The organism is Wocania arenilitoris, assembly GCF_021728535.1.
In the GTDB taxonomy this organism is placed as follows: domain Bacteria; phylum Bacteroidota; class Bacteroidia; order Flavobacteriales; family Flavobacteriaceae; genus Wocania_A; species Wocania_A arenilitoris.
On record NZ_JAKKDU010000003.1, the window covers coordinates 148,447 to 172,175 of the forward strand.

General features: G+C 32.4%; 19 protein-coding genes. 6 read left to right on the forward strand and 13 right to left on the reverse strand.

All coding sequences use genetic code 11. The features are described from left to right. Positions 1–2: 2 nt before the first annotated feature. Together L3X37_RS03320 and L3X37_RS03325 are read right to left on the reverse strand one after the other, a co-directional pair. Positions 3–1,319, reverse strand: coding sequence for a beta-helix domain-containing protein (locus tag L3X37_RS03320; RefSeq protein WP_237238756.1), 1,317 nt, complete (start codon positions 1,317–1,319; stop codon positions 3–5). Between the two features lie 254 nt (positions 1,320–1,573). Beyond that, entirely contained in the window at positions 1,574–1,954 is a 381-nt protein-coding gene (locus tag L3X37_RS03325; RefSeq protein ID WP_237238757.1) for a carboxypeptidase-like regulatory domain-containing protein, read from the reverse strand. A 157-nt stretch (positions 1,955–2,111) separates the two neighbouring features. On the opposite strand from L3X37_RS03325, the gene dgt reads away from it, so the two are divergent. Continuing rightward, the gene (gene dgt / locus L3X37_RS03330) at positions 2,112–3,452 is read left to right on the forward strand and encodes a dGTP triphosphohydrolase (protein WP_237238758.1); all 1,341 of its coding nucleotides are present in this window, start codon (positions 2,112–2,114) and stop codon (positions 3,450–3,452) included. 80 nt (positions 3,453–3,532) lie between these two features. Here dgt and L3X37_RS03335 read toward each other — a convergent pair whose 3' ends face one another. The 3 genes from L3X37_RS03335 to L3X37_RS03345 form a co-directional block, all read right to left on the reverse strand. Continuing rightward, the gene (locus L3X37_RS03335) at positions 3,533–3,832 is read right to left on the reverse strand and encodes a hypothetical protein (RefSeq protein ID WP_237238759.1); all 300 of its coding nucleotides are present in this window, start codon (positions 3,830–3,832) and stop codon (positions 3,533–3,535) included. A gap of 91 nt (positions 3,833–3,923) precedes the next feature. Then, positions 3,924–4,892, reverse strand: coding sequence for a sodium-dependent bicarbonate transport family permease (locus L3X37_RS03340; protein WP_237238760.1), 969 nt, complete (start codon positions 4,890–4,892; stop codon positions 3,924–3,926). Positions 4,893–4,922: 30 nt separating this feature from the next. Next, entirely contained in the window at positions 4,923–5,162 is a 240-nt protein-coding gene (locus L3X37_RS03345) for a hypothetical protein (protein WP_237238761.1), read from the reverse strand. Positions 5,163–5,253: 91 nt separating this feature from the next. Here L3X37_RS03345 and L3X37_RS03350 point away from each other — a divergent pair, with 91 nt between their 5' ends. Further along, the gene (locus L3X37_RS03350; RefSeq protein ID WP_237238762.1) at positions 5,254–6,180 is read left to right on the forward strand and encodes a LysR substrate-binding domain-containing protein; all 927 of its coding nucleotides are present in this window, start codon (positions 5,254–5,256) and stop codon (positions 6,178–6,180) included. 77 nt (positions 6,181–6,257) lie between these two features. Here the strand turns inward: L3X37_RS03350 and dxs are convergent, their stop codons facing one another. Next, positions 6,258–8,021, reverse strand: a complete 1,764-nt coding sequence (gene dxs / locus L3X37_RS03355; protein ID WP_237238763.1) for a 1-deoxy-D-xylulose-5-phosphate synthase — start codon at positions 8,019–8,021, stop codon at positions 6,258–6,260. 294 nt (positions 8,022–8,315) lie between these two features. Here dxs and L3X37_RS03360 point away from each other — a divergent pair, with 294 nt between their 5' ends. Then, the gene (locus L3X37_RS03360; RefSeq protein ID WP_237238764.1) at positions 8,316–8,765 is read left to right on the forward strand and encodes a nucleoside deaminase; all 450 of its coding nucleotides are present in this window, start codon (positions 8,316–8,318) and stop codon (positions 8,763–8,765) included. Here the strand turns inward: L3X37_RS03360 and L3X37_RS03365 are convergent. From L3X37_RS03365 to aspS, 3 genes are all read right to left on the reverse strand, one after another. Continuing rightward, complete coding sequence (locus L3X37_RS03365) at positions 8,762–8,998, reverse strand: hypothetical protein (RefSeq protein WP_237238765.1); 237 nt, start codon at positions 8,996–8,998, stop codon at positions 8,762–8,764. The two genes, L3X37_RS03360 and L3X37_RS03365, sit on opposite strands and share 4 nt — an antisense overlap. Positions 8,999–9,044: 46 nt before the next feature. Next, positions 9,045–10,832: a chloride channel protein gene (locus L3X37_RS03370; protein ID WP_237238766.1), complete on the reverse strand. Its 1,788-nt coding sequence runs from the start codon at positions 10,830–10,832 to the stop codon at positions 9,045–9,047. Between the two features lie 74 nt (positions 10,833–10,906). Continuing rightward, complete coding sequence (gene aspS, locus L3X37_RS03375; protein WP_237238767.1) at positions 10,907–12,664, reverse strand: aspartate--tRNA ligase; 1,758 nt, start codon at positions 12,662–12,664, stop codon at positions 10,907–10,909. Positions 12,665–12,902: 238 nt separating this feature from the next. Here aspS and L3X37_RS03380 point away from each other — a divergent pair, with 238 nt between their 5' ends. Further along, positions 12,903–15,482 carry a carboxylesterase family protein gene (locus tag L3X37_RS03380; protein WP_237238768.1) on the forward strand — a complete coding sequence of 860 codons (2,580 nt, stop codon included), beginning with the start codon at positions 12,903–12,905 and terminating at the stop codon, positions 15,480–15,482. Between the two features lie 73 nt (positions 15,483–15,555). Here the strand turns inward: L3X37_RS03380 and L3X37_RS03385 are convergent, their stop codons facing one another. From L3X37_RS03385 to L3X37_RS03400, 4 genes are read right to left on the reverse strand one after another with little or no spacing between them, the layout of a single operon-like run. Then, positions 15,556–19,098, reverse strand: coding sequence for an efflux RND transporter permease subunit (locus L3X37_RS03385; protein ID WP_237238769.1), 3,543 nt, complete (start codon positions 19,096–19,098; stop codon positions 15,556–15,558). A 20-nt stretch (positions 19,099–19,118) separates the two neighbouring features. Then, a complete protein-coding gene (locus L3X37_RS03390; RefSeq protein WP_237238770.1) occupies positions 19,119–20,297 on the reverse strand; it encodes an efflux RND transporter periplasmic adaptor subunit in 1,179 nt (392 codons plus the stop codon). A gap of 14 nt (positions 20,298–20,311) precedes the next feature. Next, a complete protein-coding gene (locus tag L3X37_RS03395; protein ID WP_237238771.1) occupies positions 20,312–21,634 on the reverse strand; it encodes a TolC family protein in 1,323 nt (440 codons plus the stop codon). Position 21,635: 1 nt separating this feature from the next. Continuing rightward, positions 21,636–22,241: a TetR/AcrR family transcriptional regulator gene (locus L3X37_RS03400; RefSeq protein WP_237238772.1), complete on the reverse strand. Its 606-nt coding sequence runs from the start codon at positions 22,239–22,241 to the stop codon at positions 21,636–21,638. 124 nt (positions 22,242–22,365) lie between these two features. On the opposite strand from L3X37_RS03400, the gene L3X37_RS03405 reads away from it, so the two are divergent. After that, entirely contained in the window at positions 22,366–23,340 is a 975-nt protein-coding gene (locus tag L3X37_RS03405; RefSeq protein ID WP_237238773.1) for a polyprenyl synthetase family protein, read from the forward strand. After that, positions 23,340–23,687 (forward strand): hypothetical protein, encoded by a 348-nt coding sequence (locus L3X37_RS03410; protein WP_237238774.1) that lies wholly within the window; start codon positions 23,340–23,342, stop codon positions 23,685–23,687. Before L3X37_RS03405 ends, L3X37_RS03410 begins: the two co-directional genes overlap by 1 nt. Positions 23,688–23,729: the final 42 nt, after the last annotated feature.

Here is a 23,729-nt window from a genome sequence, read left to right on the forward strand (position 1 = left end):
TTTTAGAAACCTAAACCACCAGCCATATTTGCATAAGTCCAGCTAAGATTTGATGTTGTTGCTCCAACGGTTTGAGAACCTTCTGTAACTTGAGAGGTCCAATTTGAAGCTCTTTCAGTAAATGTTGGATCTAAAATAATTTTATCTTCAGGAATATCGTTTGTTTCATCTGCATCATCGCAGTTTTGTGCGCATCCTACTTTCTCTAAGAAAATGCTATTATCAAATCCAACAATTTCCCATTTTTCAAAAGTTATTAATCCGTCTAAAAAGTTTTGAGAAACGCCATTGTTATCTAATTCTACATCAGCGCTATCTTTAAAGCCTTTTGCATAAACATTTTTTACAATACCAGTAGCTTTACTTCTAAAATCGGCATACTCTCCGTTTGAGGTGTTTAAGTTACCTATTAAAGTTACATTTTGTAAAGTAAAAGCTCCAGTTGCAGTTCCTTCTCGTCCATCAATTTCTAAAGCATGATCGGATGCATCACCTAATACAACAACGGCATTATCAATAGTTCCTGAATACGCTTGGTCTATATCTAAACCATCATCGCCTTGAGCCCAAACCATTAAGTTGGTTGCATTAACAGTGCCTCCAAAAAACTCTATTCCATCATCTACATTGGCAACAACTTCTATGTTATCAATAATGGTTTTGTTTCCTACGCCACCTAAAGTAAGACCATTAATTTCGTTCCCTTCACCAATTAAGGCACCGCCATGGCGAATAGATACATATCTAAGAATACCAGAATCATCTTCAGGATCAGTGCCTCCGTAAAGACCAAATGCATCATCAGCAGGAATACCTTCTATTTGCACCTCGGTTAAATCACCTTTAAAAGAACAAGGTGCGTTCCCTAAAATGATTAAACCACCCCAAAGGCCTCTGTTTTCTTCATTAAGATTAGTGCCCGCAGTTTGTCCAGCATCAATATTGTCATTAGAAGATGTAAAAATAATTGGATTAGCAGCAGTTCCTTCAGCATTGATTTTTGCACCTCTAGCTATAATTAAAGCTGAAGCTAATGATCCAGTTCCTGGTTTACCTTTTATTATTGTACCTGCTTGAATGGTTAGTGTTACACCATCTTCAATAACAACTTTTTGGTTTAATTCGTATATGTTATCGTTTGTCCAAGTTGTATCTTCTGAAATAGCTCCTGTAACAGCCACTGTAGGTGTACCACTATTACCTCCTTCATTTTGAATAATTGTAATTTCCTCAATTATTATAGGTGTGTCATCATCTTTAAGGCATCCAGTAAAAACCAAAGTCGATACCATTAAAAGAGTAAATAATAATTTTTTCATAAGTTTTAATTTTTTAAGTATTTTTTCGTTTTGTTTGATGCCGCAAAGAAACTACCATGTTGTAAACCATGTGTTACCTAAAGATTAAAGAACCATGATAAAAGTGTTAGCTTAATGTTACTTTAAAGAGGTTGATTTTAAGATTGTTTTACATTAAGTTAACATTGAATTGCGATGGGTTGAATACATAAAAAAAGCAGCTTTCATTGTATCATTGTAATGAAAACTGCTTTTTTAAAGTCTATTAAAACAGATTATTTATTAATAGCCGTATCTTTTTTATCTGTACTCGCCAGCGTTAGCATCAAATCGTCTATAGATATAGAGTCTGCTTTTAAATGCAATTTGATATTTATGGATTTTCCGTTAATTACTTTTATTGTAGATTCTTTAGTTTCATACCCCACAAAACTACTAACTAAGGTATATTTACCAGCTTTTAAGTTGTCAAATTTAAATAGCCCTTTTTCATCAGATAAAGCTTCAGAACCCGTTTCTTTAATAACAACTTTAGCATAAATTAGTGGCTCGTTGTTAGATTCTAAATCTAATAAGTACCCTTGAACAGAACCCGTTTGTTGTGCAAAAGAAAATGCGGTTACAAAAAAGATGGCTATAAGTAAAATTTTTCTCATTATTAAAATCTATAATGTTGCAAAGAAAAATATTTATTGTAATTGTAATGTTATGTAAACATTAAACAAGAGTCATTAAAATGTTACGGTAATGTTATCAAATATTACATTTATTTTTATTGAATTTACTTATCTTGCTTGCGTATAAAAAACTAAAATGAACTGGGAACAACTACTATCTTTAAAACGCTTTGGCGATACTAATAAACGAATTAGAAAAGAACAAGACGAAACACGTTTAGGGTTTGAAGTAGATTACGATCGTATTATATTCTCTTCAGAATTTAGAAGTCTTCAAGATAAAACACAAGTTATTCCTTTGTCGGACACTGATTTTGTACACACACGTTTAACACATAGTTTAGAGGTTAGTGTTGTTGGGCGCTCGTTAGGGCGACGCGTGGGGCAAAAGCTGTTAGAAAAGCACCCACATTTACAAAGCGTTTATGGCTATCAAGCAAACGATTTTGGTGCTATTGTTGCAGCAGCTGCTTTGGCTCATGATATTGGAAATCCGCCTTTTGGTCACTCAGGTGAAAAGGCTATTGGCGAGTTTTTTAAAACAGGAGAAGGAAAAAAATATAAAAACCAATTAACCGATAAAGAATACCAAGATTTATGTGATTTTGAAGGTAATGCCAACGGCTTTAAAATTTTAACCGAAAGTAGAGCAGGAAGAGTTGGTGGTTTACGCCTAAGCTATGCCACCCTAGGGGCGTTTACAAAATATCCTAAAGAATCGTTGCCTAAAAAACCAACAAATCATATAGCTGATAAAAAATATGGGTTTTTTCAAAGTGAAAAAGAAGCGTTTGTAGATGTCGCAAATGAGCTAGGGTTAATAAAAAGAAGCAAAACTCATGTAAGCTTTTCGCGACATCCGTTAGCGTTTTTAGTTGAAGCTGCCGACGATATTTGCTACACCATTATCGATTTTGAAGATGGTATAAATTTAGGTTTAATTCAAGAAGAATATGCGCTAGAATACCTATCAAAAATTATTCGAGATAATATAAAACCAGAGAATTATTATGCGCTTTCAACCAAAGAAGATAGAGTAGGTTATTTGCGTGCGCTGGCCATTGGTTCGCTAATTAACGACGTCGTAGACATTTTTATGAAAAATGAAGAAGCCATTTTAAATGGCACCTTTGATAGTGCGTTGCTAGATAAAAGTAAATTTGAAGCTCAAATAAATGATGTTATTAAAATTAGTATAGAAAATATTTACCAATCTACTGAAGTTATTGATAAAGAAATAGCAGGCTATGGCGTAATTAACACACTTTTAAATACTTACACAACCGCCATAAATAACACCTACAAAAATACGGCTTCAAACTACGATAAGCTTATTTTAAAAGGCTTACCAAAAACTATAAAAATTAATAAATCAAGTTTGTATCAGCGTTTAATGAGTGTGTGTTACCACGTATCATTGCTTTCAGATAGTAAAGCTATTCTAGAATATAAAAAGATAAAAGGGGTAAGTATTTAAAATTCAATCCCAATTACAACAATGTAAACACAAATAAAGGTAATTAGGATTGAATTTTAGAATCTGTAAATAAAAGAGTATTAGTCTTCCATTTCAATTTGAATAACACTACGCATTTTTAGTTTTTTACCATTTAAGCGTGCCTGAGAAAAAAATTCTTTAGCTATATGTTGTTCATTAATTAATTCATTAATTCTTTTATTATCATAAATACATTCCTCTTTATCGTTGCCTTCAGTTATAGATAGACGACTTATTTTATGAAAATTAATTTTCACTTTTAATACTGAATTAATAATATCTGAGGCTTCAGATGCAGTAAAAACCCCATTTATTAAATCTATTTTTTGTGTTGTTTTTGGTTTTACTAATGTTTCCATAATATTAAAATTGTTTTATTGTGTTTGTTTGCAAAATCGCAAAATTGCTTAAATTAGTTTTTATTTATAGTTAATATATTATTCATTAAGTTTATGTTATATTTATTATGCATAAATACAATGGCATGCCTAGGGTAATGTTAAAAGGAAATGTAATTGCTAAAGCCATTGGGATGTATAAACTCGGACTTGCTTTTGGCGCCGCAATTTTCATTGCAGCCGGAACAGCTATATAAGAAGCACTCGCTGCCAGAATAGCAAAAAGTAATCTGTTGCCTGTGCTTTCGGTTAAAATACTACTAATAACAGCTGTTAAACTACCATTAATTATAGGGATTACAATAGCAAAAATTAAGGCAAACCATCCTTTTTTAACGAAATCGGATAATTTTCTTCCGCTAGTTATTCCCATATCTAATAAAAACACAGCAAGAAATCCTTTAAAAATATCTGTTGTAAATGGTTTAATGCCTTCAGCTTGTGCTTCGCTAGCCATAAAGCCAATTATTAAACTGCCAATTATTATAAGTACGCTTCCGTTAGTTAATGCATGATGAATAACTTTTTTCATAGGAACATTGTCTTCCCTTTTTTTGCTCTTCTTAAAATATGTCATAAGTAGCAATCCAACCATAATAGAGGGGGCCTCCATAAGCGCCATAACGGCAACCATATGACCGCTAAACGGTATTTGCTCTAATTCTAAAAACGAAATAGTAGTTACAAATGTTACCGCACTTACTGAGCCATAAGCTGCTGCAATAGCACCGGCGTTTTCTACATTAAATTTCTGTCTAAGAATAAAATAAGTGTATAAGGGCACTACTATGGCCAGACCAAACCCGAATAATAAGGACCAAAATATCTCTAAGGATAAATCGCTATGAGCAAGCTCTTGCCCGCCTTTAAAGCCAATTGCTAATAGTAGATAAAGAGAAATAAATTTTGAAGAATTCTCAGGGATACAAAGATCGCTTTTTAACTGAACTGCAATTATTCCTAAAAAGAAAAAAAGTAAAGCAGGATTGGTTAAATTATCAATTAATAAATGTAAATCCATTTAATTTAACTGTTGGTTTTGAAGTTAAAATTATCTATTCGATAAAATGTGAATTAAAAACACTATCGATAAAATTCCTCCAACTGTTAATAATTCAGAAAGCATTAAATTGTTCCTGCTAATTGATAAGTAGATTAACCCTAAAAATGCACCAAAAAACGCAACTGTTTTTAATATAAGAATAAACTCCTTTTTAGTTGATTGATTAAATGAGAACGACTTAACTTTAGATGTTCTACCCTCCTTTTTTTTAATTACAAAATCATTCATTTTTTTGTGGTTTTAATTATTTGTGCAAATATCATATGTATTATTCATAAATTTTTATTTATTTTTATTATATAATTTATAAAATATATTTATGAAATACACATTACACCAACTAGAAATATTCTATAAGGTTAGTGAGCTTCAGAGTGTTACGAAAGCATCAGAAGCACTATTTTTAACCCAACCGGCAGTGTCAATACAACTAAAAAATTTTCAAGATCAGTTTCAAGTACCTTTATTTGAAGTTGTAGGAAGAAAAATTTACATCACTGAATTTGGTAAAGAAATCGCACAAGCTGCTGAAAAAATATTAAATGAAGTTAATGCCATAAATTACAAAGACTTAACTTTTCAGGGCGAATTAGCTGGGAAACTTAAAATTGCTATTGTATCTACTGCAAAATATGTTATGCCTTATTTTTTAACCGATTTTATTAACCAACATAAAGGTGTAGAACTTTCTATGGATGTTACTAATAAGGCTGAAGTTGTGCGTTCTTTAGAGAATAATGAGGTCGATTTTGCAATGGTATCCACTATACCGAAGCATTTAAAAATAAACCGCATTCAACTGATGGACAACAAGCTTTACCTTGTTGGTGGGAAACAGCATAAATTAACGGGAAAGGGCCTTACTAAAAAAGAATTTGAAAAACTCCCCTTGATATTTAGAGAACAAGGTTCTGCTACACGAAATAAAATGGAATATTTTATAGCATCGAATAAAATTTCAATTTATAAGAAAATGGAATTAAAATCTAATGAAGCCTTAAAACAAGCAATTTTAGCAGATTTAGGCTACTCTATAATGCCCTTAATTGGAATTAAAAACGAACTTAAAAATGGTGATTTGCAAATTATTCCTGTTAAGAATTTACCAATGACGACTAATTGGAATTTAATCTGGTTGAAATCAAAAAACCTATCATCAATAGCTAAAAGTTTTATTGATGCTATTAATACAAATAAAGATGAGATTATGAAGACTCGTTTTAATTGGTTTGATGAGTACCTTTAAAAGGTAAAATTATCCAATATACCATTTTTAAAACAGAGATTTTTTTTGTAAGAGAATCCAAACATTAACTTATTTTATTACAATACCTCAAAGTAATTTTTTAAACCAATGGCACCTAAACCAACCGTTTGTTGCAGTTCATTTACAGTCCCGTGTTCTATAAAAGTATCGGGGATTCCTAAAGTTTTAATGGTGTTTTTATATTGATGAAAAGCTACAAACTCTAATATAGCAGAGCCAAAACCACCTTTAATGGTGTTGTCTTCAACAGTTACAATACTATCATGTTTTTTTAATATGGTATGCAATAAAGTTTCGTCTAAAGGTTTAACAAATCGCATGTCGTAATGAGCAATATCTTCTTTATTATTACATAAATCAATAGCTTCAGCCACATTTTGTGCTATGGTGCCAATACTTAAAATAGCTAATTTATTTCCAGATTTGAGTTGTTCGCCTTTACCTATTTTTATTTTTTTGAAGGGCTGTTTCCAATCTATTGTTACACCCTTTCCTCGCGGATAACGAATGGCAATGGGTTTTGCTAAACCAAATTGCGCGGTGTACATTATATCACGCAATTCAATTTCGTTTCTTGGCGCAAAAATTATGAGGTTTGGTATGCATCTTAAATAACTTAAATCGAAAACGCCGTGGTGCGTTGCACCATCTTCACCAACTAAACCTGCCCGATCTAAACAAAAAATTACAGGCAATTTTTGTAATGCCACATCGTGTATTATTTGGTCATAAGCGCGTTGTAAAAACGTGGAGTAAATATTACAAAACGGGATTAATCCTTGAGTCGCCATACCAGCGGCAAGTGTTACTGCGTGTTGTTCTGCAATACCAACATCGAAAGCGCGTTTTGGAATTTCATCCATCATGTATTTTAGTGAACTTCCAGTTGGCATTGCTGGTGTTATACCAACAATATTTTTGTTTTCTTTTGCAAGTTCTACAATAGTATGTCCAAAAACATCTTGATATTTTGGTGCTTTAATAGTTTCTGCTTTTACAATAATATTACCAGTTTTAGCATCAAATTTACCAGGAGCATGATATTTAACTTGATTTTCTTCGGCTTGTTTTAAGCCTTTGCCTTTGGTGGTAATAACATGCAAAAACTTTGGTCCTTTTACGGTTTTTAATCGTTTTAATTCTAAAATTAGAGTATCTATATCATGTCCATCAATTGGCCCTGAATAATTAAAGTTTAAAGCTTCAAAAATATTATCTTGCCTTTGGGTCCCTTTTTTTACATTAGTTAAATATTGTTTTAAAGCACCAACACTAGGATCAATACCAATAGTATTATCGTTTAAAACAACTAACAAATTAACATCAGTAACACCAGCATGGTTTAAGCCTTCAAAAGCCATTCCGCTAGCAATACTGGCATCTCCTATAACAGCAATATGGTGTTTGTCTTCTCCTTTTAGTTGAGATCCGATTGCCATTCCTAAAGCTGCCGAAATAGACGTTGAGGCATGCCCAACACCAAACGTATCATAAATACTCTCGTCGCGTTTTGGGAAACCACTAATACCGCCAAATTGGCGATTAGAATCAAATATATCTTTTCTGCCTGTAAGTATTTTGTGTCCGTATGCTTGATGCCCAACATCCCAAATAAGCTGGTCTTTGGGTGTATTAAATATATAATGCAGGGCAATAGTAAGTTCTACAACACCTAAGCTTGCTCCTAAATGCCCTTCTTTAGTGGCAACAATATCGATGATAAAATTACGTAACTCTTTGGCGAGTTTAGGGAGCTCATTTTGTTTTAAAAGACGGAGTTCTTTTGGAGATTTTATATGTTCTAAAAAGTTGTTTTTCACAGGGCAAAAGTACAAGATTTAATTAATCTTCATCATTTAAAATGAAGTAGTAATTTATACGAACTATGAGGTTTTATTTTCTCATGTTATCGAATTCTTTTTTAATTAAGCTATTTGTTGTTATATTTATTATTAAGTTGGTTGTATTTAACATATATTGATTATTTCTAGCTGCTTTCAATTCTTCCCTTAATACTAGTTTTAGCTTTTATTTAAGGAGAACTTATTAGTGCAAATGAAAAAGATTATTAAAAAATAAATGTAATTACAATTTCGATAAAAATTTTTACAATTATGCAAAGCCCTTTTGACGATACATATTTTATGAAACGTGCACTGCAAGAAGCTGAAGCTGCTTTTGAAAAAGGTGAAATTCCTATTGGTGCTGTTATTGTTATTGATAACAGAATTATAGCAAGAGGTCATAATTTAACTGAAACTTTAACAGATGTTACAGCGCATGCTGAAATGCAAGCTATAACGGCTGCAGCTAATTTTTTAGGAGGTAAATATCTTCAAAATTGCACATTGTATGTAACGTTAGAGCCTTGCCAAATGTGTGCTGGCGCTTTGTATTGGAGTCAGATTTCTAATATTGTTTATGGTGCTAGAGATACCGAACGTGGATGTATTAATTTAGAAACAAAACTTCACCCTAAAACAAATATTAAAGGTGGTGTTTTAGCAGATGAAGCTTCAGATTTATTGAAACGCTTTTTTATTGAAAAACGAAATTTGAATTAATACTTTTTATCGTGTTGATTTTCGCGCATTTTATCCAAATTTTCTTTGGTAAGCATATAGTCTTGTATTTTTTTGTCTTTCCAACGGTAATAAGAAAATAACGGAAACACAATTAAAAACAAACCCATTACACCAAAGCCAATAAGTTTTTGAGAGTATGCAGATTCTATAGTGTAACCAGCTACTATGCTTCCAATAGCTGCTAAAAATAAGATTAGAATAAGATGTTTCATATGGAACATATTAATTTTAAAACGATAAAAAAATAACTCTTATGGCTTATTTAGTAAAATTGATTAATTGCTGCCTGTAGGCTGTCAATAGTTTTGATTTTGAGATGTAACCATAATATTTACCACCTTTAATTACGGGTAAATTCCAAGCGCCACTGGTTTTAAATTTGGTCATAATATCGTTCATTGAATCAACGTTATAGTCAATTATACCTGCATCGGCATGCATCAAACTAGAAGCATCTACTTTATCATATAAATCAGTATCAAACATCATGTGCCTCATGTCATCTAATCGAATAACACCTAAAAACTCGCCATTATTATTAACTACTGGGAAATGATTGCGTGAAGATTTTGCAACAGCTTTTTTTAGTATATTTCCTAATTTCATATCGGGTTTTAAAATAATAAAATTGGTTTCTATTACTTTATCAATATCTAAAACCATGAGAACATTTTGGTCTTTATCATGTGTCATTAGTTCTCCACGCTCAGCAAGTTTTAGTGTGTAAATAGAGTGGGATACATAATATTTTGTAATGGCAAACGATGTAGCCGATACAATCATTAAAGGAACAAATAACTCGTAGCCACCAGTAATTTCGGCAATAAGGAAAATAGCAGTTAATGGTGCATGTAAAACTCCTGCCATTAATCCCGTCATACCTATAAGGGTAAAATTAGATTCTGAGACATGAAAATCAAGTCCTATATTATTAATAATTTTAGCAAAAGCATTGCCTAAAGCGCTTCCCATAACCAGTGTAGGAATAAACACCCCGCCAACTCCTCCAGCTCCAAATGTAGTTGTCATAGCTATAGCTTTAAATGCGCTAATACCTATTAATAATGCAATAACAATCCAGATGTTAGATAAATCTAAATTAAATGGTGTTGTACCTATAGCCGCTATATGATCACCTCTTAAAAGATTGTTCATTATGCCATATCCTTCACCATAAAGCGGTGGGATAAAATAAAGCATGGTGCCAATAGCTAACGCACCAATTAATAATCTTAAAGCGCGACTTTTAAATTGATTAAAAAAGTTTGTTATGGCAAAAAATACTTTTGAAAAATATACTGATACCAGAGCTGTTACCAATCCTAAAACAGCATAAAACCCTATGTCGTTAATTTCAAAAGCATCCGTTAATTCAAACCGTAATAAAACATCAGTACCTAAAAACATATAGGATGTTATTACTGCTGAAACTGATGCTAGTAATAAGGGTACTAACGATACAAAAGCGATATCTAAACTAAAAATCTCAATGGCAAAAATGATTGCTGCAATTGGTGCTTTAAACATAGATGCCATAGCACCAGCTGCAGCACAACCAATTAATAGCATTCGGGTTTTAGTATTCATATGAAATAATCGCGCAGCATTTGAGCCCAATGCAGAACCAACACTTACTGCAGGTCCTTGTAAACCAACCGACCCACCAAAACCAACGGTTAAAGGTGCTGTAATTAAAGCAGCAAAAATATTGTACCTAGGAATGATTCCGTTTAATTTTGAAATGGCATATAAGGTTGAAGATATACCATGACCTATATGCTTTTTTAACCAAGATTGTTTGATGATATAAACAAGTAATAAGCCAATAATTGGAAAAATAAAGTATAAAGAGTTTTGGTAGTTTTTAAAAAAATCTAATTCAAAAAGAAGTCTGATATAATGCACAAGGTTTTTTAAAGTAACAGTTCCTATTCCTGCTAAAAACCCAACCAAAATACTTAAAATGTACACAAATTGACGTTCGGAAATATGTTTGTATTTCCAGATTAAAAACTTGCGTAACAGACTTTTGGTACTAACAGACATTTTATAAAGCTACTAAAAAATCCTGCAATTTGCAGGATTTAAAATTATATTATTAATCATATCACTTAATGACACTATGCGTCTTTTAAATTAAGCTTCAAACTTAATTCTTCAAGTTGTTCATCATCAATTGGTGCCGGGGCATCAATCATGACATCGCGACCTGAATTGTTTTTTGGGAAAGCAATAAAATCTCTAATGGTTTCTTGTCCGCCCAAAATGGCAACTAGTCTATCTAAACCAAAAGCTAATCCACCGTGTGGTGGTGCTCCATATTCAAAAGCATCCATTAAAAATCCGAATTGTGCTTTAGCTTCTTCTTCAGTAAACCCTAAATGTTTTAGCATGATGGCTTGGGTTTTTTTATCATGAATACGAATTGATCCGCCACCAATTTCATTACCATTTAAAACTAAATCGTAAGCATTGGCTTTTACTTCGCCAGGTTTAGAATCTAACAATTCTATTTGTCCTGGTTTTGGAGAAGTAAATGGGTGATGCATGGCGTGATAATGTCCGGTTTCCTCATCAAGTTCTAATAACGGGAAATCGATAACCCAAAGTGGTGCAAATACTTTTGGGTCTCTTAACCCTAATCGTTCTGCTAACTCCATGCGTAGGGCGCTTAGTTGCGCTCTTACTTTATTGGTTTCGCCAGAAAGCACACAAATTAAATCGCCAGCTTTAGCTCTGGTTATTTTTGCCCATTTTGCTAAGTCGTCTGGATTATAAAATTTATCGACAGATGATTTATAAGTGCCGTCATCATTACAACGGCAATATACCATTCCTAAAGCACCAATTTGTGGTCGCTTAACCCAGTCTATTAATTTATCAATGTCTTTTCTGCTATAGCTGTTACCGCCTGGAACAGCTATACCTACAACCAATTCAGCAGAGTTAAAAACCCCAAAATCTTTGTGTTGAGTTACTTGGTTTAACTCACCAAATTGCATCCCAAATCGAATATCTGGTTTGTCGTTTCCGTACAAACGCATCGCATCATCGTAAAGTAGTCGCGGGAATTTATCAACTTCAACACCATTAACTTCTTTAAGCAAATGGCGCGTTAAACCTTCAAAAGCATTTAAAATATCTTCTTGCTCAATAAACGCCATTTCACAATCTATTTGAGTGAATTCTGGTTGCCTATCGGCACGTAAATCTTCATCTCTAAAGCATTTTACAATTTGAAAATATTTGTCCATCCCGCCAACCATAAGCAATTGCTTAAAGGTTTGTGGGGATTGCGGTAAGGCATAAAACTGACCTTCATTCATTCTAGAAGGTACCACAAAATCTCGAGCGCCTTCTGGTGTTGATTTAATTAAATAAGGCGTTTCAACCTCAATAAAGCCTTCGTTAGATAAATAATTACGAACCTCCTGGGTTACTTTGGCTCTAAAAATCAAACTGTTTTTTACAGGGTTACGACGAATATCTAAATACCTGTATTTCATCCGTAAATCTTCACCACCATCGGTTTTATCTTCAATAGTAAATGGGGGTAATTTTGCTTTGTTCAGAACCCGTAATTCTGTTACTAAAATTTCAATATCACCAGTTGGTATATTGGGGTTTTTTGAAGCGCGCTCAATCACACTTCCTTTTACCTGAATAACAAACTCACGACCTAGTTTTTGAGCTTGCTCTAGCATATTTTTTGATGTACGTTCTTCATCAAAAACTAATTGGGTAATACCGTATCGGTCGCGCAAATCTATCCAAACAATAAAACCTTTGTCGCGCGATTTTTGCACCCAACCAGCAAGGGTTACTTCTGTGTTTATATTAGAGGCGTTTAATTCGCCACAAGTATGAGTTCTGTACATGCTAATAAATTGAAGTGCAAATTTAAAGAAATAACCATGTACATCACCTATTTTATCCGTCTTTTTTAAGGTTTGAAAAGTTCTTTATTGGAGACTTTTAGTTGTTGGTCGAAAAATATTTTTATATAAAATGAATTACCTAATTTTACTCTATAATCGAGATTTAAAATCTCTTTCTCTTATGAATGCCAAATGAGCTTGCTCTGAGGTAGCTTACTTAATATATAAACCATTTGTAATGCATTTAGCTAAAATTAAAATTAGAATCATTTTGCTGTTTTTAATGATTGGATCATTGACCGCAATAGCACAGCAACGTACAGGAAATATTGTTGAATACTTTGGAAAAGAAAAAGTAAACGATATTAAAGAAGGAAAGCTTTTGCATGTTTTTAAAACAGGATTAGCTTTAAAAATTCAGAATTTTAGGTTTAACTCTTCGGCATTTCCAAAAGACCAAGTTTTTAGAAGGTTTTTAATGCAGGCTAATTATGAGCCTGAAAATGATGATGTGTTTGATATAGATTTTTTGGGTAACGAATTAAAATGGAAAACTATTAAAACAGATACAACTAATAGTTTTAATGATAGAAATTTACGGTCTAGTTACGTGTATTTAAGTTACAATTCTAAAAGTGAACAAACAGTACTTTTTGAGGCTTCGGGTCATTCTTTAGTTTTAATTAATGGATTGCCACATGAAGGTGATCATTACGATTTTGGCTGGAATTTAATTCCGTTAAAACTAAAAAAAGGACTGAATAAATTTGTTTTAAAAGTGGGGCGCTTTCCAAGAATAAGAGCCCGATTAATTGAGCCACAAGCAAATATTCAATTTACTACTAGGGATGTAACCTTACCAGATATTTTGGTTGAAGAAGATAATACCTATTTAGGAGCTATACGAGTAATTAATACTTCTGAGGATTGGGTTGAAAACTTCACAATTTCATCAGAAATAAGTGGAAAAACATCAATTCACAATATCCCAAATATTCCACCTTTAAGTGTGCAAAAAGTACCGTTTAAAATAGCCTCTATTTTAGATGAAAACCAAATTGGAAAGGCAGATTTAAAATTAAGTTTAAATAGTAATAATGGCGCAATTATTAATTCTAAAACCATTCCAATTCAAATAAAATCGAAACATAAACATCACAAGCGAACACTTAAAAGTAATATTGATGGCAGTATTCAATATTACAGTGTGGCGCCATCAAGTAATAAAAACTTAGAAGATAGTGCCTTGTTTTTGTCAGTTCACGGTGCTTCGGTTGAAGCTGTAAATCAGGCCAATGCTTATAAGAAAAAAGATTGGGGTAATTTAATAGCACCAACTAATCGTCGCCCATTTGGATTTGCATGGGAAGATTGGGGAAGACTTGATGCGCTTGAAGTTTTGGCAGATGCTAAAAGTATTTACAAACCAAATAGCAAAAAAATATATTTAACAGGGCATTCTATGGGTGGTCATGGCACTTGGTATTTAGGGGCAACATACCCTGATAAATTTGCAGCCATTGCACCTTGTGCGGGTTATCCCGATTTGCTATTGTATAGAGATGGCTTTACAAAAAGGATGTTAAACATGTCTGAAGATCAACTAAAGCGCTTTGGGATTACACCAAAAATATTAGAGCGAATGACTGAAAAACGGGAGCCAACTGCCATAGAAAACATTATTCATAGAGCGGGAACTCCTAGCAGAACTTTACAGCTTATTCGTAATTATTTGCATCATGGTGTTTATGTTTTACATGGCGAAATAGATAATGTAGTACCAACTTACATTGCCCGTGATATGCGGGAACGTTTAGGGAAATTCCACCCAGATTTTACGTATTACGAATATCCAGAAGGGACGCATTGGTACGGCAACCATAGCGTAGATTGGGATCCTATTTTTAATTTTTTCAAGCAGCGTACGATTAAAGATGATGACGATATAAAAACCTTTGAATTTTTTACGGGTTCACCAGGAGTTTCTGCGAGCTCTCATTTTATAACTATTCACCAGCAAGAAAAACCTTTTTTTACGAGTTCTTTTAAGTTTTCAAAAGAAGATGGATATCAATTAACAACAGATAATGTGGCTTTAATTGAAGTTGATTTTTCCGCTTTGAAAGATGCAAATACAAGTATTAAAATTGATGATACATCATTAAATATTCAAAATGATAAAAAAGTATTCTTTAAGAAAGTTAATGATATCTGGCAAGTTACGTCATCACCTAGTTTAAAAGAAAAAGGACCACATAGAAGCGGTGGTTTTAAAGATGCTTTTAATAACAATGTTGTTTTTGTTTATGCTACTAATGGCACTCCAACAGAAAATGTATGGTATTACAACAGAGCACGTTTTGATGCTGAAACATTTTGGTATAGAGCCAATGGATATATTGATATTGTTAAAGATGTTGATTTTTCGTTAAAAAAGTATGCCGATAGGAATGTTGTTATTTATGGTAATGCAGATAATAATAAAGCTTGGAACATGCTTTTAAAAGACTGCCCGATACAAGTTAAGGATTATGGTGTGAATTTTAATGGGAAAACATTGTTTGGAAACCAATGGGGCATGTACTTTGTTGTGCCAAGGAAAGATAGCGATAAGGCTAGTGTTGGCGTAGTTACAGCGACAGGAAGCAAAGGCATGAAAGCTGCATATATGAATCATTATTTGGTAAATGGAACTACATTTCCTGATGTTTTACTTTTTGATGATGAGGTATTACAAAATGGTATGCCAGCAGTTAAATGCGCTGGTTTTTTTGGAAACAATTGGTCAGTTGATACTGGAGATTTTGTATGGCGGTAATCTAAAAAATAAGAAGCTCCAAGTCTTCAATTAAGAAAACTTGGAGCTTTGCTATTAATCAAATTACAGTTAATTATTCTTCTAAGGGTTTATCCATATTAAATACTTCTTGAGGTACTAGCTCTTCTTTGTAATGAGCTACTCTATCTTTATAAAGCCACATTTTAAATTTAGTAACTAAAAAGAATAAAATAGGTACCACAATTAATGTAAGGAAGGTGGCAATAAATAAGCCGTAAATAACAGTCCACGCTAAAGGACCCCAGAAAATTACATTATCTCCACCGACGTAAATATTTGGGTTGAATTCACTAAACAAAGTGAAGAAATTAATATTTAAACCTGTTGCTAATGGAATCAATCCTAAAATGGTAGTAATTGCCGTTAATAAAACAGGGCGTAAACGAGCCTTTCCGCCTTTTATAATAGCTTCTAATAAATCAGAAGTTTCTAAATAATGCTCGTCATCTAAATCGTGTTCTACTTTTTTCCTATCAACTAATAACTGTGTATAATCTAGTAAAACCACACCATTATTTACTACAATGCCAGCAAGTGAAATTATACCCATCATAGTCATCATAATAACAAAAGCACTTCCGGTAGCTACAATACCTCCAAACACACCTATTAAACTCAAGAAAATAGCCAGCATAATAATTCCAGGTTTTGAAACCGAGTTAAATTGAAATATTAAAATGAAGAAGATTAAACCCAAACCTGTAAAAAAGGCTCCCATTAAAAAGGCCATTTGTTTTTCTTGTTCTTCAATTTGTCCAGTAAAGTCAATTTTTATATCATCAGGAACTTTGTTTTCAATAAAATCTGCAGCTTCTTTTTCAATTTCAGAAACTACAGCTGCGGCATCAGTAAAGCCTGGAGCTAGTGCAGAATATACAGTTACTACACGCTCGGTTTGTATATGTTTTATGGCACTAAAACCAGAATTGTTACTTTGTTTAGCAACAGAAGATACAGGTATTTCTTTTATCTGTCCAGAAGCCATGTCTCTAAACGTCATTTTCTGATTAAAAATAGCACTGGTATTGTACCTGTTTTCTTCATTAAAGCGAACATAGATATCATAATCTTCACCATCTTCTTTATAAATACCAGCTTTAGCACCAAAAATAGCATTACGCAATTGTTGTCCTACTTGTCCAGAAGTAACACCTAATTCACCTGCCTTTTTTCGGTCAACTAAAACTTGCATTGAAGGTTTCGATTTGTTGACGTCAATTTTTAATTCATCAATACCTTGAATGTTTTTCGAATTAATAAAGTTTCTAAGAGCTTCTGCATTAGCTATAAGTTCAGTATAGTCTTCACCCTCTAATTCAATATTTATGGGATAACCGGCAGGAGGGCCAACAGCATCTTTTTCCACAGAAATAGCTACACCAGGATAAATATCTTTTAAAGCTTCTTGTACTTTTTTAAGAAGAATGTTACTGTCTGCACCGTCTCTATATTTATACTCTCGCATAGTGGCAGTAATTTTACTTCGATGTGGCATTTCTGCAGCAGAACCTCCATCCGTTTGAGGGTTTCCAGCACCTTCTCCAACTTGTGATACAGCGCTTTCTGTCAAGAAATTAAAATCACCATTCATGTAGGCTTCGTCATTTATAATTTTATAAACACGTTGCTCAATATCTTCAGTAATGGCATTAGTTTTTTTAATATCTGTACCTTCAGGGTATTCTATATAAACAATAATTTGATTTGGCGTATTATCTGGAAAGAATTCTACTTTAGTACGTTGACTTCCTACTGAAGCACCAAAGCCCATAAATGCAACAATAAGTAAAACGAAAGTGCCTATAGTAATAAAAATAGGTTTTCTTCCACTTAAAGCAGCACGAAGTGTTTTCTCATAAAATCGTTCCCATTTAGGTAATATTTTGTTTTGAAACCCATTTGCCCAACCTCTTAAGAATAACCTGTAAATCCAAAGTAAACCAACAGTAACAATCATTAAAGAGCCCAAACCTCTGTAGGCACCTCCAAAAATGGTAATAAGTAAACCAATACTACCTACTATAATTGAAATTTTAATAATTTGTTTTAGTGGCATGTCTTTGTCTTCTGTAGTCATGAATTGAGATACTAAAACAGAGTTAAAAAATATAGCTACAAATAATGAAGACCCTAAAACAACAGATAGTGTTATTGGGAAATAAATCATGAATTGCCCCATTACACCAGGCCATAAACCCAAAGGGACGAAAGCAGCTACTGTGGTTAGTGTTGATATTATAATAGGAAATGCAATTTCTCCAATACCTTTTTTGGCTGCTTGAATTCGGGTCATGCCTTCTTCACTCATCAGGCGATATACGTTTTCAACTACCACAATACCGTTATCAACTAACATTCCGAGTCCCATAATGAGTCCAAAAAGAATCATGGTATTCATGGTATAGCCAAATAAGTTTAAAATCATTAAAGACATAAACATAGACATAGGTATTGCAAACCCAACAAATAAGGCGTTTTTGAAACCTAAAAAGAACATTAAAACGGTTACTACCAGGATAATACCGAATATAATGTTGTTTACTAAATCATCAACTTGTCCAATGGTTTTTGATGACTGGTCGTTAGCTATATTAACAACTAAATCTTGTGGAAATACATTTGCAATAGCATCTTTTACTATAACATCAATTTGTTCTGCAGCAGCAACCATGTTTTTACCTGCTCGTTTTTTAACATCAAGCATAACCACAGGACTCCCAAATTCGCGTGCATAGGTAGTTTTGTCTTCATCTTTAAACGATACTTTAGCAACATCTCTTAAATAAATCGCGTTTCCATTTTCTGATTTTACTACAAAGCTTTCAAGCTCATTGGGGTTTTCAATTTCGCCTAAAATTCTAATAGTTCTTCGTTGTCCGCTGGCAATTAAATTACCTGCAGACATGGTCATATTTTCTCTGCTTATAGTATTTATTATGTCATCAAAACTTACTTGGGCTGCCATCATTTTATATATATCAACAGCAACTTCTACTTCTTTTTCTTGAGCACCACGAATGTCTACCTGCTTTATTTCTTGCAAGCTTTCTATTTCGTCTTCTAAATATTCGCCATATTCTTTTAATTTATCTACTGGATAGTTTCCAGAGATGTTAATATTTAGAATAGGAATTTCTTCAGACATGCTTAAGTCGAAAATATTAGGCTCTACTTTAGCACCATTAAATGTTGGCCAATCTTCGCCTGAAGTTTCCGAATCTACCTCGTCCTTTACTTTTTGTTTTGCAGCATCAACACTAATATCTTCATCAAATTCTACTATAATAATAGAGTAATCTTCTTGTGATGTTGAGGTAATTTCAACCACGTTACTAACCGTTTTTAGTTTGTCTTCAATAGGGTCTGTAATTAGTTTCTCGATATCCTCTGCTGTGTTGCCAGGATAAACAGAGCTTATATAGATTTTGGTTTCTTTTATTTCTGGAAAATTTTCGCGAGGCATACTAAAATAAGCGCCGGCACCTAAGAAAAGAATAAGCATTATTAGCACGTACATAGTGGTTTTATTATTAATAGCCCACGATGATAACCCGAACTCTTTATCTACTTTTTTCTTTTTATTATTTTTTGTCATTTCTTTAAATCTTTAAGCGATTATTTTGAAGCCTCAAATTCAATAATTTTTACTTCTTGCCCGTCTTTAACACTTCTAGCTCCTTCGTTTACAATTTCAGTCCCATCTTTTATACCAGAAAGCACTTCTATATTATCACCTTGAGTTTTGCCAGTTTCAATAATTACACGATTTACAACTCCTTTGTTTTCAGATTTGTCTGAAATAGTATAAACGTACTGTTCGCCTTTTGCATTTTCAGAAATAATACTTTGTGGAATTAAAATAGCTTTATCGTTGGTATAATCGTTAATCTTAAGTTTAGCAGTTAAGTTTGGTTTAATAGATTTGTCTTTATTGTCTAAACCAACTTGTATTTTAAATGTTCTGTTTGCAGGATTGATAAAATTTCCAGCTTGACGAACTTTGGCATCTACTTGTATATTTAAAACTGTAAAGTTTACCAATACATCTTTACCAGCAACTACATCAGAAATGTAACGTTCGGGAACATCTGTTTCGATATACATATTTTGGAGATTTACAATTCTAAATAAAGGTGTTGAACCAGGAGCTACAACAGATCCTTGTTCTGTTATTACATCATCAATAGTGCCTGTGAAAGGAGCACGAACTACTGTTTTTAAAACTTGATTTTGTAATTGGTTTACTGCTTGTTCTTGAGCTTCGTAGGTCGCTTTAGATTGTAAATATTGAATTTCGCTTCCAATATTTTGATTCCATAAGCGTTCTTGTCTCTCAAAAGTTGTTTTAGCTAAAGCTGTTTGAATTTTTAATTGTGCTAGTTGCTGGTTTAAGCCGCCATCATCAATTCTGGCTAATACTTGCCCTTTGCTTACACGCTGTCCTTCTTTTACATAAACAGTAGATAAAACACCTGAAAACTCTGGATAAATAAGAATATTCTCTTTTGTACTAACATTTCCTTGTAATTCTAAAAAATGCATAAAAACAGCTTCTTTAGCCTCTATAGTAGTTATTAAAGGAATTTTTTCTTGAGGGTCTAGTTCTTTAATTTTTGCCTCAAGCCTTTTAAGTTGCGAAGTAATAGTTTGTTGTTCGCTGTCTAATTGAGTTTTATACTGTCTAATTTGTTCTAAATTATCAGTTGCTATAATATCTTCAATAGAAGCTTTTTTATCGCCTCCACATGAAGTTAATACAATTGTTACGATTAATAAGGAATATATTTTTTGCATTTTATGATTGATATTTATTGGTTGATTTTAATGTTTAATAAGTTTTCTAATTCAGCTTTTTTATTGATAACATCAATTATAGCTTGTAAATATTCTTGTTGACTGGAGTATAATTGTGTTTGAGCTTGTCTTAAATCAAAACTGCTGGCAATACCTTCTTTATATTTAATGGTGTTTTTCTTTTCTATTTTTTGGGCAAGTGCTAAGTTTTGCTGTTTATTAGCATAAGTATCTATTGCCAATTGATATTCGTTTTTAGCATTCTTAAATTCAATTGCCAATTGGTTTTCGGTGTCTATTAAATTGTTTTTTGCTTTATCCCATTCAATCATAGCTCTTTGTCTTTTGGCTTTCCCACCAAAAGAAGTGAAAATGGGTAAAGTTATAGTAAGGCCAGTAGCGGTTGAGAAAAACCAAGGTTGTTCGGGTTTTGAAAATGTGGAAAAAGATTCAGAAATACCAAGGTAGCTTGAACTAACAAAAGCATTTATTTTTGGAAGTTGTTCCGACTTCTCTAATTTATATTCTAATCGTTTACTTTCGGCATCATTAGCTGCTATTTTATAATCAATATTGTTACTTATTTGATGGGTGTCGTTAATTAAATTCAAAGAAATATTTTTAACAATAAGCGATTCTAAAGAGTCGGTTAGCTCAATAGTTTTATTTTGGTCTATACCTAATAAAATCTTTAAATAACCTTTTGAAATATCAGAAAGTGTTTCTAGACTTCTTAGATTGTTTTGTAAACTAGAAAGTGTTAATTGTAATTGTTCAACGTCTTCTTCTTCAGTCAATCCGTTTTCGAATATCTTTTTGGTTTCCTCCAAGTTATCAGTTAATACCTTAATATTATTTTTGGTAATTTCTATACTTTCTTTAGTTAATAAAGCGTTATTATAGGCACTAACCACATTGGTTTCAATAGCGTTCACTGTTTTGTCTTTGGCGTTATCAGAAATTTCCAAAAACACTTTATTTGATTGTAGACCAACAATGTAGCCGCCATCAAAAAGTAATTGATTTAACCTAACACTGGGAGTTAGTTGATGTTTTGGAAAAAAGAATGAAAAAGGATCACCAGGAGCTGGTTCAAAAGGTCTTACGACATTAAAAGTATAATCGACATTAGCACTAATTTGAGGCAACCCTCTTGCAGTTGTCTCCCAAACTTGTTGTTTAGCAGCAAGAATATTTAAATCGGCGTTCTTTATATTTCTGTTATTTTCTAAAGCATAGTCTATGGCTTCTTGTAAGGAAAAACTACTCGTATCGTTTTGCGAAAAAATTGCAATTGAACTAAATAAACTAAAAACTAAAATTAGTTTGTTCTTCATTTTATGATTGATTTGATGTTATAAATTGATTTAATATCTCAAGCCCTTTTACTGTACAAATACCTCTTAAATGATATTCTAAAAAGTTGCTCATAAGCATATTTATTGAGAATTTTTTAAGTGGGAACAGGTCTTTATCTTTTATTGCAAGCATTGAGTTAAAATAAATTCTTGAAATAAATTCTACGCTAATAGAATCTCGATATAAACCTAGTTTTATGCCTCTATTTAAATTATTAGTAACACAGGTTTGCATTACTTCAAACTGTTTATTTTTTAATGTGTTAAATATATTGGGGTAATATTTTTGAAGCTGATATTGAGGAGAAGATTTTTCATCTTTTAAATGCTCCATTATAAATTGCTTTATGCTGTAAATTTCTTCAATAGGGTTTTTTTCTAATGCGCAAATGTGGTCTATACCACAAGAAATAGACTCAAATAAATTAAGTGTAGTAGCTTCTACAAGCTTAGTTTTGTTATCAAAATGCTGATAAATAGTTTTTTTAGAAACGCCCAAAGCATTAGCAATATCGTCCATAGTTACGCTTTTAAAACCGTAGTTTAAAAACAAATCTGTTGCCCCTAATAATATTTTATCTCTCATAATTGGCAGTAAAACTACAATAGGAAACTTTAAAAACCTAAAAAGTTTCCAAAGTTTTAATGTTTTTTAACATATCCTTTAAATTCAAGTTTTTAATTATGATGAATTAAACTATTTTTGTTTAATGCTTTCAATAAAAGAATACCAAGAAAAATTTGTTGCGTTTTTAAACAATTATTCAACTGTAAAAGAACCTCAAACCTTATACAATCCGATTAGCTATATTTTAAATTTAGGCGGAAAAAGGTTACGACCAGTTTTAACCTTAATGACTACCGATATTTTTAATGCAGATTATAAAAACGCATTAAACGCAGCATTAAGTATAGAAGTTTTTCATAATTTTTCGTTAGTACACGATGATATTATGGATGGTGCACCATTGCGTCGTGGACAAAAAACTGTGCACGAAAAGTGGGATGTAAACACCGGTATTCTCTCTGGCGATGCTATGTTAATTATGGCGTATCAGTTATTTGAAAATTATGATGCCAACACCTTTCAATCTTTAGCAAAACTCTTTAGTAAAACGGCTTTAGAGGTATGCGAAGGTCAACAATATGATGTGGATTTTGAAACTAGAGACAATGTAACTATAGTTGAGTATTTAAAAATGATTGAATATAAAACAGCCGTTTTAGTTGGAGCTGCAATGAGAATGGGAGCTATTGTTGCAAACGCTTCCAAGGAAGACCAGAACAACATTTATGAGTTTGGTAAAAATTTAGGAATCGCTTTTCAATTGCAAGACGATTATTTAGATGCTTTTGGAAACCCTGAAACTTTTGGCAAACAAGTTGGGGGTGATATTATTGAAAATAAAAAAACCTACTTGTATATAAAGGCTTTGGAGTTTTCTGCTGAAGAGGATAAACAAAAATTGCAGCATTTATTTAGTATAAATACTAACGAGTCTAAGGATAAAATAGAAACTGTAAAACAGATTTTTATATCATCAGGTTCGGCTAATGCCACCAAAGAAGCTATTCATAATTATACGGCTAAAGCGTTTTCTGTTTTAGAGCTTTTAAATATTTCTGAGGACAAAAAGAACTTGTTGAATGATTTTGGAAATAGCCTTATGAATAGAAATGTATAATGAATTTACCATCTACTTTTGAGGATTTAATTGATGAAGCAAACCAGTTAAACTTATATAAAAAATTAATTCTTCAGCTCAATAAAGACTTTTTATTAGCTAATATTGATTTAGATTTTCATGAAGACATTTTACCAACAAGTTTAAAATTTTTGTTGCATGAAACGGTATATAAGCTTATTCAAGAAAAATTCACAAACTATTTAAATTTACTTTATATAATTGATGTTCCTGAAAAGCAGGTTAAAGCTTTAGACGGGAATGATACTTTAAAATTATCTGAAGAGGTGTCCTTATTAATTTTAAAGCGCGAATGGCAAAAAGTTTGGTTTAAAAACAACTACTAATCTTAAATAAGGATAGATTTATCCTTATTAAAATATTATTAT

What these genes read in the sequence shown, in the direction of transcription:
- L3X37_RS03400 (WP_237238772.1), bottom strand. Translation starts at nt 22,241, where the DNA reads ATGAGAGATAAAATATTATTAGGGGCAACAGATTTGTTTTTAAACTAC.
- L3X37_RS03385 (WP_237238769.1), bottom strand. Translation starts at nt 19,098, where the DNA reads ATGACAAAAAATAATAAAAAGAAAAAAGTAGATAAAGAGTTCGGGTTA.
- L3X37_RS03405 (WP_237238773.1), top strand. Translation starts at nt 22,366, where the DNA reads ATGCTTTCAATAAAAGAATACCAAGAAAAATTTGTTGCGTTTTTAAAC.
- L3X37_RS03320 (WP_237238756.1), bottom strand. Translation starts at nt 1,319, where the DNA reads ATGAAAAAATTATTATTTACTCTTTTAATGGTATCGACTTTGGTTTTT.
- L3X37_RS03395 (WP_237238771.1), bottom strand. Translation starts at nt 21,634, where the DNA reads ATGAAGAACAAACTAATTTTAGTTTTTAGTTTATTTAGTTCAATTGCA.
- L3X37_RS03390 (WP_237238770.1), bottom strand. Translation starts at nt 20,297, where the DNA reads ATGCAAAAAATATATTCCTTATTAATCGTAACAATTGTATTAACTTCA.
- L3X37_RS03350 (WP_237238762.1), top strand. Translation starts at nt 5,254, where the DNA reads ATGAAATACACATTACACCAACTAGAAATATTCTATAAGGTTAGTGAG.
- L3X37_RS03370 (WP_237238766.1), bottom strand. Translation starts at nt 10,832, where the DNA reads ATGTCTGTTAGTACCAAAAGTCTGTTACGCAAGTTTTTAATCTGGAAA.
- L3X37_RS03380 (WP_237238768.1), top strand. Translation starts at nt 12,903, where the DNA reads ATGCATTTAGCTAAAATTAAAATTAGAATCATTTTGCTGTTTTTAATG.
- L3X37_RS03410 (WP_237238774.1), top strand. Translation starts at nt 23,340, where the DNA reads ATGAATTTACCATCTACTTTTGAGGATTTAATTGATGAAGCAAACCAG.
- L3X37_RS03345 (WP_237238761.1), bottom strand. Translation starts at nt 5,162, where the DNA reads ATGAATGATTTTGTAATTAAAAAAAAGGAGGGTAGAACATCTAAAGTT.
- L3X37_RS03325 (WP_237238757.1), bottom strand. Translation starts at nt 1,954, where the DNA reads ATGAGAAAAATTTTACTTATAGCCATCTTTTTTGTAACCGCATTTTCT.
- dgt (WP_237238758.1), top strand. Translation starts at nt 2,112, where the DNA reads ATGAACTGGGAACAACTACTATCTTTAAAACGCTTTGGCGATACTAAT.
- L3X37_RS03335 (WP_237238759.1), bottom strand. Translation starts at nt 3,832, where the DNA reads ATGGAAACATTAGTAAAACCAAAAACAACACAAAAAATAGATTTAATA.
- aspS (WP_237238767.1), bottom strand. Translation starts at nt 12,664, where the DNA reads ATGTACAGAACTCATACTTGTGGCGAATTAAACGCCTCTAATATAAAC.
- L3X37_RS03360 (WP_237238764.1), top strand. Translation starts at nt 8,316, where the DNA reads ATGCAAAGCCCTTTTGACGATACATATTTTATGAAACGTGCACTGCAA.
- L3X37_RS03340 (WP_237238760.1), bottom strand. Translation starts at nt 4,892, where the DNA reads ATGGATTTACATTTATTAATTGATAATTTAACCAATCCTGCTTTACTT.
- L3X37_RS03365 (WP_237238765.1), bottom strand. Translation starts at nt 8,998, where the DNA reads ATGAAACATCTTATTCTAATCTTATTTTTAGCAGCTATTGGAAGCATA.